The organism is Streptomyces sp. McG3, assembly GCF_018619185.1.
GTDB lineage: Bacteria > Actinomycetota > Actinomycetes > Streptomycetales > Streptomycetaceae > Streptomyces.
This window is the reverse complement of the sequence record NZ_JAAXYC010000186.1, coordinates 1-15,471: the sequence shown is the minus strand read 5'-3', so window position 1 is coordinate 15,471 and position 15,471 is coordinate 1. Positions and strand designations below refer to the sequence as shown.

13 protein-coding genes and 1 pseudogene are annotated in these 15,471 nt (G+C 70.7%); 6 read left to right on the top strand and 8 right to left on the bottom strand.

What is annotated here, in order from left to right; all coding sequences use genetic code 11:
- The coding region (locus tag HET64_RS25595) for an extracellular solute-binding protein (RefSeq protein ID WP_215109390.1) at nt 1–1,250 on the bottom strand (1,250 nt) is incomplete at its 3' end.
- A gap of 203 nt (nt 1,251–1,453) precedes the next feature.
- On the opposite strand from HET64_RS25595, the gene HET64_RS25590 reads away from it, so the two are divergent.
- Nucleotides 1,454–1,669 carry a dodecin gene (locus HET64_RS25590; protein ID WP_018955713.1) on the top strand — a complete coding sequence of 72 codons (216 nt, stop codon included), beginning with the start codon at nt 1,454–1,456 and terminating at the stop codon, nt 1,667–1,669.
- On the opposite strand, the gene HET64_RS25585 is transcribed toward HET64_RS25590, so the two are convergent.
- The gene (locus tag HET64_RS25585) at nt 1,670–2,158 is read right to left on the bottom strand and encodes a hypothetical protein (protein ID WP_215109388.1); all 489 of its coding nucleotides are present in this window, start codon (nt 2,156–2,158) and stop codon (nt 1,670–1,672) included.
- Between the two features lie 110 nt (nt 2,159–2,268).
- On the opposite strand from HET64_RS25585, the gene HET64_RS25580 reads away from it, so the two are divergent.
- The 3 genes from HET64_RS25580 (at nt 2,269) to uvrA (ending at nt 6,313) form a co-directional block, all read left to right on the top strand.
- The gene (locus tag HET64_RS25580) at nt 2,269–3,321 is read left to right on the top strand and encodes an MsnO8 family LLM class oxidoreductase (RefSeq protein ID WP_215109386.1); all 1,053 of its coding nucleotides are present in this window, start codon (nt 2,269–2,271) and stop codon (nt 3,319–3,321) included.
- A gap of 39 nt (nt 3,322–3,360) precedes the next feature.
- Nucleotides 3,361–3,795, top strand: coding sequence for a nuclear transport factor 2 family protein (locus HET64_RS25575; RefSeq protein ID WP_215109384.1), 435 nt, complete (start codon nt 3,361–3,363; stop codon nt 3,793–3,795).
- A gap of 103 nt (nt 3,796–3,898) precedes the next feature.
- Nucleotides 3,899–6,313, top strand: a complete 2,415-nt coding sequence (gene uvrA, locus HET64_RS25570; RefSeq protein ID WP_215109382.1) for an excinuclease ABC subunit UvrA — start codon at nt 3,899–3,901, stop codon at nt 6,311–6,313.
- Between the two features lie 76 nt (nt 6,314–6,389).
- On the opposite strand, the gene HET64_RS25565 is transcribed toward uvrA, so the two are convergent.
- Genes HET64_RS25565 through HET64_RS25555 form a run of 3 tightly spaced genes read right to left on the bottom strand, consistent with a single transcriptional unit; the run spans nt 6,390 to nt 9,752 of the window.
- A complete protein-coding gene (locus tag HET64_RS25565; RefSeq protein ID WP_007451460.1) occupies nt 6,390–7,136 on the bottom strand; it encodes a succinate dehydrogenase/fumarate reductase iron-sulfur subunit in 747 nt (248 codons plus the stop codon).
- Nucleotides 7,133–9,082 carry a fumarate reductase/succinate dehydrogenase flavoprotein subunit gene (locus tag HET64_RS25560; protein WP_215109380.1) on the bottom strand — a complete coding sequence of 650 codons (1,950 nt, stop codon included), beginning with the start codon at nt 9,080–9,082 and terminating at the stop codon, nt 7,133–7,135. Before HET64_RS25560 ends, HET64_RS25565 begins: the two co-directional genes overlap by 4 nt.
- Before the next feature lies 1 nt (nt 9,083).
- Nucleotides 9,084–9,752 (bottom strand): succinate dehydrogenase, encoded by a 669-nt coding sequence (locus tag HET64_RS25555; protein WP_215109392.1) that lies wholly within the window; start codon nt 9,750–9,752, stop codon nt 9,084–9,086.
- Between the two features lie 131 nt (nt 9,753–9,883).
- Here HET64_RS25555 and HET64_RS25550 point away from each other — a divergent pair, with 131 nt between their 5' ends.
- On the top strand, nt 9,884–10,780 hold the full coding sequence (locus HET64_RS25550) for a LysR family transcriptional regulator (RefSeq protein ID WP_215109378.1): 897 nt from the start codon (nt 9,884–9,886) through the stop codon (nt 10,778–10,780).
- Between the two features lie 40 nt (nt 10,781–10,820).
- On the opposite strand, the gene HET64_RS25545 is transcribed toward HET64_RS25550, so the two are convergent.
- The 3 genes from HET64_RS25545 to HET64_RS25535 all read right to left on the bottom strand — a co-directional run bounded on the left by HET64_RS25545 (nt 10,821) and on the right by HET64_RS25535 (nt 15,046).
- On the bottom strand, nt 10,821–12,995 hold the full coding sequence (locus tag HET64_RS25545; protein WP_215109376.1) for a bifunctional diguanylate cyclase/phosphodiesterase: 2,175 nt from the start codon (nt 12,993–12,995) through the stop codon (nt 10,821–10,823).
- Nucleotides 12,992–13,810, bottom strand: coding sequence for an SAM-dependent methyltransferase (locus HET64_RS25540; protein WP_215109374.1), 819 nt, complete (start codon nt 13,808–13,810; stop codon nt 12,992–12,994). Before HET64_RS25540 ends, HET64_RS25545 begins: the two co-directional genes overlap by 4 nt.
- 252 nt (nt 13,811–14,062) lie before the next feature.
- Nucleotides 14,063–15,046, bottom strand: a complete 984-nt coding sequence (locus tag HET64_RS25535) for an SCO0930 family lipoprotein (RefSeq protein WP_215109372.1) — start codon at nt 15,044–15,046, stop codon at nt 14,063–14,065.
- Nucleotides 15,047–15,275: 229 nt separating this feature from the next.
- Here HET64_RS25535 and HET64_RS25530 point away from each other — a divergent pair.
- Nucleotides 15,276–15,471 (top strand): annotated as a pseudogene (locus HET64_RS25530) (hypothetical protein); the annotation flags it as partial.

The window sequence follows — 15,471 nt, the reverse complement described above, 5'->3', positions numbered from 1 at the left end:
CTGCCGGCGAGCATCGCGGTGATGCGCTCGGAGGCGGCCTTGGCCTCGCGGGCCGGGTCGCCGCCCTCGAGCACGGCCGTCATGTAGGGCTTGATCGGGTTCTCCGCCTCGACCCTGGCCCACTGGGGCGAGTTGGGGGTGGCGCGGCCCCGGGTGGCGCCCTCGGCCATCGCCGCGGTGCCCTCGTCCCCCTCGATGACATGGGCGAGGCTCGGCTTGTTGGGGACGTAGCTCATGCCCCGGGCAAGGTCCGTCTGCCACTTCTCGCTCGCCAGCGCCTTGACGACGGCGATCCCGGCGGTGCGTTCGTCGGCCTTCTTCGGGACGATGAGGTCGGAGCCGCCGGTGAACACCGAGCCGGGGGCTTTCGAGGACTTGCCGGGAATGGGGAAGTAGCCGAGCTTTCCCTTGAGTTCGGGATTCTTCTGCTCGATGAGCGCGGCACTGCCCGGAGTCGAGATGATCTGTGCGACGTCGCCCTTGGCGAAGACGTCGGTCTGCGGGGGCTTCTCCTCGTCGGCGTCCGTGGGTCCGTCGCCGAGCGCCTGGAGTTCCTGGTAGAACTCCATGCCCGCCAGGGCCTCCGGCGTGTCCAGGGCGCCCTGCCAGTCGCCGCCGTTCTCGTCGGCGAGTTCCCCGCCCTCGTCCCAGATGAAGCCGGCGAGCACGTACCAGTTCTGACCGGCCAGGTAGATGCCCTGGTTGCCCGCCCTGTTGAGCTTCTCGGTGGCGGCGATCCACTCGTCGCGCGTCTTCGGGACGGAGTCGATGCCCGCCTCCTCGAAGATCTCCTTGTTGTAGATCACCACCCGGTTGGCCGCGTACCAGGGGATGCCGTACTGCACGCCGTTGATGCTGCCGGGCTGGGCCAGGCCGGGCAGCCAGTCCTCGCTGCCCAGGTCGCGCATCGATTCGAGGGTCAGATCGCGCAGGCCGCCGCTCTCGGCGTACTGCGCGACCTGCGTGTTCCCGACCTCGATCACGTCCGGGGCGTCGTCGCCCTCCAGCGCGGAGAGAACCTTGGGGCCGATGCCGCTCCACTCCTGGATCTTGAAGTCCAGCTCGATCGAGGGGTTCTCCTCCTCGTACGAGCGGGTGAACTTGTCCAGGAAGCCGGGCGAGACGCTGTCCTTCATCAGCCAGACCGTCACCGTGCGGTCACCGCTGCCCGAGCCGGGTATGAAGCCGCATCCGCCGAGTGCGACGGACGAGACAAGCGCGATGGCTCCGGCCAGTATGCGGTTCTTCACGTGGTCACCTTCTGCGAAACGGCACAACGAAATCGGGACCCGGTGTGGGGGGATTGCGGGCGGCGCTCGCACGGGTGGTTGGCTGAATTTTGGTATGGACCATTCAGTAGGTCAAGACGGACACCCGTCCCGATTCGCCGCATCCTCCCCCTCGCGGGAGACCGCGGATTGGGGCAACGTGGTCACAGGAGAGGAGACAAACAATGGCGAATCACACCTATCGGGTCACCGAGATCGTAGGAACCTCCGAGGAGGGCATCGACGAGGCGATCCGGAACGGCGTCGCAAGAGCGGCGGAAACGTTGCACAATCTCGATTGGTTCGAGATTAATCAAGTTCGGGGCCATATCGAGGATGGCCGAATCGCGCACTATCAAGTCGGCCTGAAGGTGGGCTTCCGGCTCGACGAAAGCGCCTGATCAGGTACGTCCCTCGCGTTCCTGGGCATCCTTCAGTGCCGCCGACGGATCGGCCCAGCGGGCCCGCACCACAGTGAATCCGGCCACCTGGGCCGCGTCGCAGACCAGTTCGTCGTCGTCCACGAGCACGCGCACCTGCTCCTTCCGCCCCAGCCGCCGGAGGATGTCCAGCTTCGTCCTGCGTGCGGGGCGCCGGTCGTCGTTGCGCCGCATGAACAGCGTGCCCTCGGGCAGTCCCTGACGGCTCAGCCAGCGCACGGTGTCGCGACGGCACCGCTCGGGGCGTCCGGTCAGATAGACGACGCGGCACTCCTCGGCGCTCGCGAGCACCATCCGTACGCCCTCCGCGAGCGGCGGGTCGTCCACGGCCGCGGCGAAGAAGCCGGCCCAGTCGCGCTCCGGGCCTTCCAGGAAGTGCTGCCGGTGGGCGGTGTCCGCGAGCGTGCCGTCCAGGTCGAATACGGCCAGCGGCCGTGCGTCGTTGTCCACTCCCCCAGCTTAGGAAGCCCGTCGGCCCCGGCGTCGGCCGTGCCGCGGAAATCCTGGGAGAGCCGCGGCGTTCACGGGAATCCTGGGAGAGCGACGGTGTTGAAGGGAGCGTGAGCTCTGTGATCGCCTCGACCCGCTTCTCCGTCCTGGACCGTTCCCGCACCCGTGAGGGGCACGACGCGTCCCGGGCGCTGCGCGACACCGTCGACCTGGCCCGGGAGGCGGAGGCGCTCGGCTTCCACCGCTTCTGGGTCTCCGAGCACCACGGCGTGCCGGGGGTCGCGGGGTCCGCGCCGACGGTGCTGGCCGCCGCCGTCGCAGCCGCGACCTCCACCATCCGGGTCGGCACCGGCGGGGTGATGCTGCCCAACCACCGGCCGCTGGTCGTCGCCGAGCAGTTCGGGGTGCTCGCCTCGCTCTTTCCCGGCCGGATCGACATGGGGCTCGGCCGCTCCGTGGGGTTCACCGACGGTGTCCGCCGGGCGCTCGGCCACGGCAAGGAGGACGCCGAGGACTTCCCCGGCCGGCTCGCCGAACTGCTCGGCTGGATCGACGGCACCCAGCAGGACCACCCCGGGGTGCACGCCCGTCCGGCGGAGGGCCTGCGCATCCCCGCTTACGTCCTGGCGATCGGGGAGGGCGCGTCGGTCGCCGCGGCCGCCGGGCTCCCCCTGGTCATCGGTGATCTGCGCGGCCGGGAGAAGGTGCTGCGCGCCGTCGAGGTCTACCGCCGCGACTTCCGCCCCTCCGCCCGCGCCGAGCGGCCCGAGGTGATCGTCGCGGGCACGGTGGCCGTCGCCGGCACCGAGGAGGCGGCCCGCAGGCTGCTCGTACCGGAGGCGTGGGCCATGGCGTACTCCCGTACGCGTGGAGACTTTCCGCCGCTGGCCCCGGCCGAGCGCGTCGAGGCCCTCGCCATGACGGCCAAGGAGCGGAGGCTGTACGAGCGGGGGCTCGACGGTCATGTCCACGGCACCGAGGACCAGGTGGCCGGTCAGCTGGAGCGCGCGATCGAGGAGACCGGGGCGGACGAGGTGCTCGTCACGACCAGTACGTACGACCGGGAGGGTCTGGTGGACTCGCTGCGGCGGCTCGCCCGGATCGCCCGGCTCCGGGACCGGGACGACGGGCGGGTTCCGGTGCGGAGCCTCGACGTCCGATAGCCGCCGGACCCGACCGCGAGGATCGGGAACGCTGGGGGCATGACGCACTCTCCGACGACGGACTCCCGGGCGGTCCTCACCGCCATGTACACGGCCGAGGCACGCTATCTGGCGGCCGGCGGACCGGGCACGGCCTCCTTCGACCTCCTGGCGCCCTGCTTCGCACCTGATGTGGTCCTCCATCAGGCGGCGGGGCTCCCGTACGGCGGAGTCTGGCGCGGGCACCTCGGCCTGGAGCGGTTCTTCCGGGCGATGAGCGACACCTGGTCCACGTTCGAGCTGGTGGAACAGGACTTTCTGGCCACCGGGGAGACCTCGGTGGTGCGCACGATCGTCCACGCCGTGTCCCGGGCGACCGCGCGGGAGCTGACGTTCCCCATCCTGCAGACCCTCACCGTCCGGGACGGCCGGATCACCGAGGTGCGGCCGTTCTACTGGGACACCGAGGCCGTCGCCCGCGCCTGCACGCTCTGAGGCGCGCCGCCGGATCCCGGGGGCCCGCCGTCGGCGCCGACGCCTAGAATCGGACTGTTTGTCCTGCCAGGCGTCAGAACCCACCCGTACGGAGCCGAGCCCCATGCACTCCCCCCACGATCCGTACGTCCGGGTGCGCGGCGCCCGCGAGCACAACCTCAAGAACGTCCGGGTCGACATCCCACGCGACACCCTGACGGTGTTCACGGGCGTGTCGGGGTCCGGAAAGTCCTCGCTCGCCTTCGGGACCATCTACGCGGAGGCCCAGCGCCGCTACTTCGAGTCCGTGGCTCCCTACGCCCGGCGGCTGATCCATCAGGTGGGCGCGCCCGCCGTCGGGGAGATCACCGGGCTGCCGCCCGCCGTCTCGCTGGAGCAGCGGCGCTCCGCCCCGGGTGCCCGGTCGTCCGTCGGGACGGTGACGACGCTCTCCAACTCGCTGCGCATGCTCTTCTCCCGTGCGGGTGACTATCCGCCGGGGGCCGAGCGGCTGGACTCCGACTCCTTCTCCCCCAACACCGCCGTCGGGGCGTGCCCGGAGTGCCACGGTCTGGGGCGGATCCACCGGACGGACGAGGAACTGCTCGTCCCGGATCCCTCGCTGTCGATCCGGGAGGGGGCGATCGCCGCGTGGCCCGGGGCGTGGCAGGGCAAGAACCTCCGCGATGTGCTGGACGCGCTGGGCCACGACGTCGACCGGCCGTGGCGCGAGCTGCCCCCGAAGGACCGGGAGTGGATCCTGTTCACCGACGAGCAGCCGGTGGTGACGGTGCATCCGGTGCGGGACGCGGGCCGGATCCAACGCCCGTACCAGGGCACGTACATGAGCGCGCGACGCTACGTGCTGCACACCTTCGCCGACACCAAGAGCCGGGCCCTGCGGGCGAAGGCGGAGCGCTTCTTGACCAGTGCCCCGTGTCCGGTGTGCGGCGGGAGCCGGCTGCGGCCGGAGGCGATGGCGGTGACCTTCGCGGGGCGGACCATCGCGGAGCTGGCCGGGCTGCCGCTGTCCGCACTGGCCGAGGTGCTGTCCGGTGCGGGGGCGGGCGGCGAGGAGACGGCCCGGGTGCTGACAGGCGATCTGCTGGCGCGGATCGGGACGGTGACGGAGCTGGGGCTCGGCTATCTGAGCCTGGACCGGACGGCCCCGACGCTGTCCTCGGGGGAGCTGCAACGGCTGCGGCTGGCAACGCAGTTGCGGTCGGGGCTCTTCGGCGTCGTCTATGTGCTCGACGAGCCGTCGGCCGGGCTGCACCCGGCGGACACCGAGGCGCTGCTCGGGGTGCTGGGCCGGCTGAAGGAGGCCGGGAACTCGGTCTTCGTGGTGGAGCACCAGATGGACGTGGTGCGGCGGGCGGACTGGCTGGTGGACGTGGGTCCGCTGGCCGGCGAGCACGGCGGGCGGGTGCTGCACAGCGGGCCGCCCGAGGGACTGGCCCGGGTGCCGGAGTCGGCGACGCGGCGGTTCCTGTTCGGGGAGGGGATCGCGCCGGTACGGGAGCCGCGGGCGCCGACCGGGTGGATCCGGCTCTCCGGCGTGGAGCGGCACAATGTGCGGGGCGTCGACGCGGCGTTCCCGCTCGGGGTGTTCACGGCGGTGACCGGGGTGTCCGGTTCGGGCAAGTCGACCCTGGTCGGCCAGGTGCTCGCCGGGGTGCTGGCGGACCGGCAGGCGGGCGAGGAGCCCGGGCCGGGTGCGCGGTACTGCGAGGCGGCCACCGGTCTGGTCGCGGTGGACCGGCTCGTCCAGGTCGACCAGAAGCCCATCGGCCGTACGCCCCGGTCCAATCTGGCCACGTACACCGGCCTGTTCGACGCCGTGCGGAAACTCTTCGCCGGGACGGACGCGGCGCGGGAGCGGGGGTACACGGCGGGGCGGTTCTCGTTCAACGTGAGCGGCGGGCGGTGCGAGACCTGCCAGGGCGAGGGGTTCGTCTCGGTGGAGCTGCTGTTCCTGCCGAGCACCTACGCGCCCTGTCCGGACTGCCACGGCGCGCGGTACAACCCGGAGACCCTGGACGTCACCCTGAACGGGCTGACGATCGCTCAGGTCCTGGAGCTGACCGTGGAGTCGGCGGCGTCCTTCTTCGCCGGGACGCCGGCCGCCGAGCGCGCGCTGAGCACCCTGCTGAACGTGGGCCTCGGCTATCTGCGGCTCGGTCAGCCCGCCACGGAGCTGTCCGGCGGTGAGGCGCAGCGCATCAAGCTGGCGGCGGAGCTCCAGCGCACCCGGCGCGGGCACACGCTGTATCTGCTGGACGAGCCGACGACGGGGCTGCATCCGGCCGATGTGGAGGTGCTCATGCGCCAGTTGCACTCGCTGGTCGACGCCGGGAGCACGGTGGTGGTCGTGGAGCACGACATGGCCGTGGTGGCAGGCGCGGACCATGTCATCGACCTGGGGCCCGAGGGCGGCGACCGGGGTGGCAGGATCGTCGCGTCCGGCACCCCGGCGGAGGTGGCGCGCGGAGTCGGGAGCCGTACGGCGCCGTATCTGGCGAGGGCGCTGCGGGGCTGAGCCGACAACGGGCACCGCGTCGATCCCGTACGGCTCCGCAACCGTACGGGATCAGCGCCGGCGATCAACTCCCCGGTCAGCGGCGGACCTTGCGGGTCGCCCGCAGCCACTCCTTGTTCATCGCGGCGATCGAGGGCAGCGGGATGCCCTTGGGGCAGGCCGTGGCGCACTCGCCGGTCAGGGTGCAGCCGCCAAAGCCCTCGTCGTCCATCTGGGCCACCATGTCCAGGACGCGGGTCTCGCGCTCGGGTGCGCCCTGCGGCAGGACGTTGAGGTGGTTGACCTTCGCCGAGGTGAACAGCATCGCCGAGCCGTTGGGGCAGGCGGCGACGCAGGCTCCGCAGCCGATGCACTCGGCGTGCTCGAAGGCGAAGTCGGCGTCCGGCTTGGGCACCGGGGTGGCGTGGGCGTCCGGGGCGGTGCCGGTGGCGGCGGAGATGTAGCCGCCGGACTGGATGATCCGGTCGAACGAGGAACGGTCCACGACCAGGTCCTTGATGACCGGGAAGGCGGAGGCCCGCCAGGGCTCGATGTCGATCGTGTCGCCGTCGGCGAAGGACCGCATGTGGAGCTGGCAGGTGGTGGTGCGTTCCGGGCCGTGGGCGTCGCCGTTGATGACGAGGCTGCACGCGCCGCAGATGCCCTCACGGCAGTCGTGGTCGAAGGCGACCGGCTCGTCCCCGGCGAGGGTGAGTTCCTCGTTGAGGGTGTCGAGCATCTCCAGGAACGACATGTCGGCGGAGATGCCGTCGACTTCGTAGGTGGCCATGGCGCCGGGCTCTTCGGCGTTCCGCTGGCGCCAGACGCGCAGGGTGAGCTTCATGCGTAGCTCCGCTGGGTGGGGTGGACGTACTCGAAGACGAGGTCTTCCTTGTGCAGGACAGGGGCGTCGCCGGTGGCGGTGAACTCCCAGGCGGCGGCGTAGGAGAACTCCTCGTCGCGCCGCTCGGCCTCGCCGTCCGGGGTCTGGGACTCCGCGCGGAAGTGGCCGCCGCAGGACTCGGCGCGGTGCAGGGCGTCGAGGCACATGAGCTCGGCGAGCTCCAGGTAGTCGACGATGCGGTTCGCCTTCTCCAGCGACTGGTTGAACTGTTCGCCGGTTCCGGGGACCTTGACGCGGCGCCAGAACTCCTCGCGGATCTCCGGGATCTTCGCGAGCGCCTTGCGCAGACCGTCCTCGGTGCGGGCCATCCCGCAGTACTCCCACATGAGTTCACCGATCTCGCGGTGGAAGGAGTCGGGGGTGCGGTCGCCGTCGACGGAGAGCAGCAGGTTGATCCGGTCCTCGGTCTCCGCCACGGCCTCCGCGACGGCGGGGTGCGCCTCGTCCACGGTGTCGGTGTGCGGATTGCGGGCGAGGTAGTCGTTGATCGTGGAGGGCAGGACGAAGTAGCCGTCGGCGAGGCCCTGCATGAGGGCGGAGGCCCCGAGCCGGTTGGCCCCGTGGTCGGAGAAGTTCGCCTCGCCGATGGCGAAGAGGCCGGGGACGGTGGTCTGGAGGTCGTAGTCGACCCAGAGGCCGCCCATCGTGTAGTGCACGGCGGGGTAGATCCGCATGGGGACCGTGTAGGGGTCCTCGTCGGTGATCCGCTGGTACATGTCGAAGAGGTTGCCGTACTTCGCCTCGACGGCCTTGCGGCCCATCCGGCCGATGGCCTCGGCGAAGTCCAGGTAGACGCCCTGTCCGCCGGGGCCGACGCCGCGCCCCTCGTCGCAGACGTTCTTGGCGGCGCGGGAGGCGATGTCGCGGGGCACCAGGTTCCCGAAGGCGGGGTAGATCCGCTCCAGGTAGTAGTCGCGCTCGTCCTCGGGGATCCGGTTGGCCGGGCGGTCGTCGCCCTTGGCCTTGGGGACCCAGATGCGGCCGTCGTTGCGGAGCGACTCGCTCATCAGCGTGAGCTTGGACTGGTGGTCGCCGGTGCGCGGGATGCAGGTGGGGTGGATCTGGGTGAAGCAGGGGTTGGCGAAGTACGCGCCGCGCCGGTGCGCCCGCCAGATCGCGGTGGCGTTGGAGTTCATGGCGTTGGTCGACAGGTAGAAGACGTTGCCGTAGCCGCCGGTGGCCAGGACGACCGCGTCGGCGAAGTAGGTGTCGGTCTTCCCGGTGACCAGGTCGCGGGCGACGATGCCGCGCGCCTTGCCGTCGACCACGATCAGGTCCAGCATCTCGGTGCGGGCGTGGAGTTCGACGCCGCCCGACGCGATCTGCCGGGACAGCGCCTGGTAGGCGCCGAGGAGGAGCTGCTGTCCGGTCTGGCCGCGCGCGTAGAACGTACGGGAGACCTGGACGCCGCCGAAGGAGCGGTTGTCGAGGAGGCCGCCGTACTCACGGGCGAACGGGACGCCCTGGGCGACGCACTGGTCGATGATCTCCACCGAGATCTGCGCCAGCCGGTGGACGTTGGACTCCCGGGCGCGGAAGTCGCCGCCCTTGACGGTGTCGTAGAACAGCCGGTGGATGGAGTCGCCGTCGTTGCGGTAGTTCTTCGCGGCGTTGATGCCGCCCTGGGCGGCCACCGAGTGGGCGCGCCGGGGTGAGTCCTGGAAGCAGAACTGGACGACGTGGTAGCCCTGTTCGGCGAGGGTGGCGCCGGCCGCTCCGCCGGCCAGCCCGGTGCCGACGACGATGACGGTGTGTTTGCGCCGGTTGGCGGGGTTCACGAGTTTCGCTTGGAAGCGGCGGGTGTCCCAGCGTTCGGCGACGGGGCCCTCGGGGGCCTTCGTGTCGGCGAGGGGCTCGCCCGTGCCGTACTGCGTGTAGTCGGGCATGTCAGCTCACCACTCCGGTCATGACGGCGACGGGTACGGAGATGAAGCCCACGGTCAGCACCACTGCGAGGAGGTTGGCGAGGGTCTTCAGGATGCGGTCGCGGGTCGCGTTGCCGACGCCCAGGGTCTGCGCGGCGCTCCAGAAGCCGTGCTGGACGTGCAGGCCCATGGCGAGCACGGCGACGATGTAGATGACGTTGCCGTACCAGGTCGAGAAGGTGTCGATGACGTTCTGGTAGGGGTGCCCCGCCTCGAAGCCGGTGTGCACGGTGCCGGTCGTCAGGTCGAGGATGTGCCAGACGATGAAGAGCGCGAGGATGATCCCGCCCCAGCGCATGGTCCGGGTGGCGTAGCTCGACCGGGGCTTCTTGTGGACGTACTTGGCCGGGCGTGCCCTGATGTCGCGCCGGCTGAGCTGGTACGCGGAGACGCCGTGCAGCACGACGGCGGCCACCAGCCCCACCCGGACGATCCAGAGCGCCCACTCGTAGTGCAGTACCGGTTCGCCCATGGTGCGCAGCCAGTGGGCGTACCCGTCGAACTCGCCGGGTCCGAAGAAGATCTTCAGGTTGCCCACCATGTGGGCGACGAGATATCCGAGCATGACCAGACCGGTCACGGCCATGATCGTCTTCTTGCCGACGGTCGAGTCCCAGAGCGTACGCGTCATCGACGGCCGTCGGTCCGTCCGCGTTGCCAATGCCATGGACACGAAGGTAGGGGGAACGGCCCGATCAGTCCAAGACATGGTACGGCTGATCTCCATAGGCATCAGCTATCGATGAAGGTTATCGTCGGCTTATGCACTTCCAGCAGCTCACCTACTTCGTGGCCGTCGCCGAGGCCCGGCACTTCACCCGGGCCGCCGAGGCGGTGCACGTGTCGCAGCCCTCGCTCTCCCAGCAGATCCGGGCGCTGGAGACGGAGCTGGGCGCTGATCTGTTCAGCCGGGCCCGGGGCAACATCGCCCTCACCGACGCGGGCGAGGCACTGTTGCCGCTCGCCCGGCGGATCCTCGCCGACGCGGAGACGGCGCGGCAGGAGGTCCAGGAGCTGGTCTCGCTGCGCAGCGGCCGGGTGCGGCTGGGGGCGACGCCGAGCCTGTGCACCGGGCTGCTGCCGGACGTGCTGCGCGCCTTCCACGACCGGCATCCGGGGGTGCGGCTGCTGCTGGAGGAGGGCGGTTCGCACGACCTGGTACGTCAGCTGGCGCGGGGCGCGCTCGACCTGGCGCTGGTGGTGCTGCCCATGCCGGCCGCCTCCCCCGCGCTGACCACGGTGGAACTGCTGCACGAGGACCTGGTCGTGGTGTCCTCGGCGGCGGAGCCGCCCCCGGGGAGGGGCGGCCGGATCCGGATCGCGGATCTGGAGGGAGCGCCGCTGGTGATGTTCCGGCACGGGTACAACCTGCGGGAGCTGACCGTGGCCGCGTGCCGCGCTGAGGGCTTCGAGCCCACGTTCACCGTCGAGGGCGGCGAGATGGACGCGGTGCTCGGTTTCGTACGGGCGGGGCTCGGCATCGCCGTGGTGCCGAGCATGGCCGCAGCCCGGGCGGGCAGCGATCTGCGGAGGACTCCGCTGGCCGGGGCCGGGCTGCGGCGCACGATCGCTCTCGCGCACCGCAGCGACGTGGCTCCGCCCCGGGCCGCGCGCGAGCTCCAGCGGATGCTCCTGGAGCACCGGCCGGCCTCCGGCTGACCGGCCGGGGCGCGAAGGACCCTCCGCGCCCCGGCCGGGCTCAGACCGCGTCCGCCAGCAGCAGGGAGTGGATGCGGTCCGGAGCCCCGGGGCGGGCGTAGTACCAGCCCTGTGCGGTGTCGCAGCCCAGCAGCCGCAGCTGCTCGGCCTGGGCACCCGTCTCCACGCCCTCCACCGTGACGGCCAGCTCCAGGCTGTGGGCCAGCGACACGATGCCCTCGACGATCTTCAGATCGACCGGGTCCGCCGGGTGCTGCTGCATGCCCCGGGTGAAGGAACGGTCCAGCTTGAGCACGCTCACCGGCAGCCGGCGCAGGTTCGCCAGGTTCGAGTAGCCCGTGCCGAAGTCGTCGAGCGCGATGTCGACGCCCATCTCCGCGAGCTGCCGCAGCGGCTTGAGGAGATCGTCGTCGGCGCCGATCAGGGCGGACTCGGTCACCTCCAGGCAGAGCGCTCCCGGTTCGAGACCGGAACGTTCCAGCACGTCGACCGTCTCGGCGACGAGGCGGGGGTGATGCAGCTGGGTCGGCGAGAGGTTGACGTTGATCCGCAGCGGTCCTCCGTCGCTGTGCCGCTCCTGCCAGAAGTTCGCCTGCCGTACGGACTCCTCCAGCACCCAGCGCCCGAGCGGCACGATGAGCCCGGTGTGCTCGGCGAGCGGGATGAACCGGTCGGGTCCGAGCACCCCGTGCTGCGGATGGCACCACCGTACGAGCGCCTCGGCGCCGTGCACCGTGCCGTCGTCCAGGTGCACGAGCGGCTGGTACTCGATGAAGAACTCGCCCCGGTCCAGGGCGGCCGGGAGCGCGGTGGTCAGCCCGTGCCGGGTGATGGCGCGCGCGTCGGCCTCGGCGTCGGCGAGCTGGTAGCGGTTGCCGCCCGCCGCCTTGGCCCGGTACATCGTGATGTCGGCGCTGCGCAGCACCTCGGCGGCGCTGCGCTCCCCGGAGGGCCCCTCGACGACGCCGATCGAGCCGCGGACGGTCAGCTCGCGGCCGTCGAGGCGGATCGGGGAGGCGAGTGCGCCCAGGATGCGGCCGGCCAGCTCGTCCACCTCCTCGGCGGTGTCCGGGCCGGTGGTGAGCGCGACGAACTCGTCGCCGCCGAGCCGGGCGACCATCTCGCCGGGCGCGGTGGCACAGCTCTGGAGCCGGTCGGCGACCTCGACCAGGAGACGGTCGCCGGCGGCGTGGCCGAGGCTGTCGTTGATGGCCTTGAAGCCGTCGAGGTCCAGGTAGCAGAGGCCGAAGCGGATTTCCTCCTGGGCGGCGAGGGCCTTCTCCAGACGCTCGAAGAACAGGGTCCGGTTGGGCAGTCCGGTGAGCGCGTCGTGGGTGGCCTCGTAGCGCAGGCGCAGATTGAGCAGCCGCCGCTCGGTGGTGTCCTCCATCAGTGCGAGCTGGTACTCGGGACGGCCTTCGGAGTCCCGCAGCAGCGAGACGGTGAGGTTGGTCCACAGCACGGTGCCGTCGTTGCGGTAGTACGCCTTCTCGACCCGGTAGTGGTCGCGTTCGCCGCGTACCAGCTCGTCGTAGTACTTCCACACCTGCGGCGAGTCCTCGGGGTGGACCCACTCGTTCACCTTGTGGCTGCGGACGTGGTTCTCAAGACCGCCGAACATCTTGGTGAGGGTGTCGTTGATCTCCAGGATGTTGCCGTCCAGGTCGGCGACGCCGATGCCGATGGCGGCGTCCTTGAAGACCGCGCGGAACCGGGCCTCCGTGGCGTGCAGTGCCTGTTCGGCGTCCGAGCGGGCGGTCAGCGCCGAGCGGGCGATGGCCTCCTGCTCGGCGAGCGTGCGCTCGCGCAGGGCCCCGGTGAAGCCGGCTGCGAGGGTGTGCTGGATCCGGGCGCAGCGGGCCCTGCCGTCCTCGGTGGACAGCACGCCGGGTCCGTTGCCGCCGCAGTACAGGACGAGGTAGGAGTCGACGACGCCGAGCGTGGAGCTGAGGGCGTCCGGGTCGGTGCAGTGCGCGTCGATCAGGGCCTCGCCGATCCGCTGGGCGGGCGAGGCGTCGAAGGGGTGGGCGTGCAGGATGCCGTTCAGCTCGCGTGCCAGGGGCAGCAGATGCTGTTCGAACTCCGGCCGGGTGAGGGAGGTGGCCGTCAGGGGGAAGATGGCCCGGCTCCAGATTCTGGCGAATCTCCGCAGCCGGCCTTCCGGACCGTCAGGTTCCGCGTCCGGCTCCCCGGACGCCTGGGCGGGAATGCTCACGCCTTGCGCCCAACCCCTGCGAAGCCCGAGAAGGCGTACGGGTCTTCCTGCTCCGGCGCCTGCGGGGTGTCGGGCCGCCACTCGGGCATCGACACGAGCCCCGGCTCGACCATCTCGTAGCCCTCGAAGAACTGGCCGATCTCCTCGCGCGAGCGCATGATCAGCGGGTTCCGGATGTTCTGGTAGACGCCGACCGTGCCGGCCGCCTCCTCCTTGGGCAACGGGATGCCCTCGTACGAGGCGTGGGTCAGGACGATCAGGCTGCCGGGGGCGAGTGACTCGCGCAGCTCGGCGACCGCGCCGCGCGGGTCGTCGGCGTCTTCCACGAAGTGGAGGACCGCGACCAGCAGCAGCGCCACCGGCCGGTCCAGGTCGAGCAGCCCGGTGATCTCCGGGTTCGCCAGGATCTCCTTGGGGCGGCGCAGGTCGGCGGCGGCGATCACCGCGCGGTCGTTGCCCTCCAGGACGGCCTGGCTGTGGGCGACGGCGACCGGGTCGTGGTCGACGTAGGCCACCTTGGCCCCGGGATCGGCCGCCTGGGCGACCTCGTGGACGTTGCCGAAGGTCGGTATGCCGGAGCCGATGTCCAGGAACTGGTCGATGCCGGTGTCGACGGCATAGCGGACGGCCCGGCGCATAAAGGCGCGATTGGCCTGCATGATCTTGGGAAGGCCCGGAAGGAACTCCATGGCCTTGCGCGCGGCTTCCCGGTCCACCTCGAAATTGTGCGATCCGCCCAGATAGAAGTCGTACATGCGAGACACGCTTGGCACCGAAATGTCAATGCCCTGCGGTGCCCAGGCGGGACGCTCCATCGATGTCTCCAACAAGTCGCCACGGCGATCCGGCCATGTTCATGGTCAGTGTTGACCAGAGGCTACTGATCGGCCGCCAAGAGAGCGAGTGGAAACGGAAATTAGCGATCCGTTATTGGTCACACTCCGGTGGCATCGGCGGCCGGTCCGTCGCTGCGCGTATGCGAACAGCGACGGACCGGCACTCCGGACACCGTTTCCCGGTGGTTCGGGGCCACTTGAGGCTCCTGGGAGGTGTTCGACCGGACCCGATTACCGGGAAGCGCCGATCAGTTCGGAATCGGGGGAAACGGCGTACCAGGTACCGCCGACCCCCTGCCCGTTGGTGTCGCCGGGCTTGGCGTCTCCAGCGAAGGTGTAGATGGGCCAGCAGTCGATGGTCTGCTGCTTGATACCGTCGGGGCGGTCGAAGGTGACGAATCCCTTCGTCGTCACACCATCCACCGCATTTTTGGCCATGGGGGCCACTACCGGCCACTTCTTGAGGCAGTCGCCCGTGCACGCGGTCTTCATCGGCCAGGCCGAGTCCTTGGTGAAGCGGTAAACCGTCATCCCGCGTCCGTCCACGACGATGTCGCCGAGTTCCGGATCCTTGCGGACCGAAAGGCCGGCGGGATCGGCGGGTGCGGCCGATTCGGCGGGTTCACCCACGCCCGCGCCGTCGGCGTTCTTCGCGGCCTTCTTCCCGTCGGGAGCGGCGGCGAACCAGGTGCCGCCGACCCCCTGGCCGTTGACCTGGCCCGGTGCGGTGTCCTTCGCGTACCGGTACATCGGCCACCCGTCGACGGTGAGTTGGCTGGTGCCGTCGGCGCGGGTGACCTCACCGAGCAGCTCGGGGTCGGTGCCGGCCGCGGCGGTGGCGTTGCCGGAGGCGACGACCGGCCAGGTCGCCGCGCACGCCCCGGCGCAGTTCGACTTCGGCGGGTTCGCGGTGTCCTTGTCGAACCGGTAGAGCGTGAAGCCCTCGCTGTCGGTGAGCACCTTCCCGAGCTTCTTGCTCTCCTGGACGGCGAGTTGACCGGCCTCCTCGGCTTCCGCCGCCTCCGCGTCGGCCCCCGACCCGTATCCTCCGCCGGCCGATCCGTACCCGCTGTCGGCGGGCTGCTGGGCCGGAGCGGCGTTGCCCACGGCCTGGCCGTTGGGTGATGCGTCGCCCTGCTCCTGACCGCACGCCGTCGTGAGCGTCAACAGAGCCGCGGCGGTGGCCGCGAGCGAGGCGTTGCGCCAGGTGTTCATGTCGACTCCCGTGGTGCTTCGTCGTACCGCTTCCGGTGCCGGCGCGGGACCGCGCCGTTCATGGCCCTAGGTACGGGACGCCGACGGGGGCGCGTTCAAAGGAATGCCGACAAGAATTCGGCGACGCGCCGTCCACCGGACAAACACGAATGGCCCATTAACCGCACGATCAGGCGAATCAGCGGCAGGTATCGCGTGTTCCCCGGCAGCGTGGATCATGCTCGCGGACGTGTACGGATCACGCATCGCGCGGCTCACGACGGTCGCCGCACTTCTCTGGCTGACAGCCGTACCGCTGCCCGCCACCGCCGACAGCTGCGCGGTGGCCACGATCGGGCAGGGCGACGGCAGTTCGTCGGTCGCCGTGGCGGGTGACGGGGACTGTGTCGCGGTCACCGAGCCACCACCACCGCCACCCCCGAAGC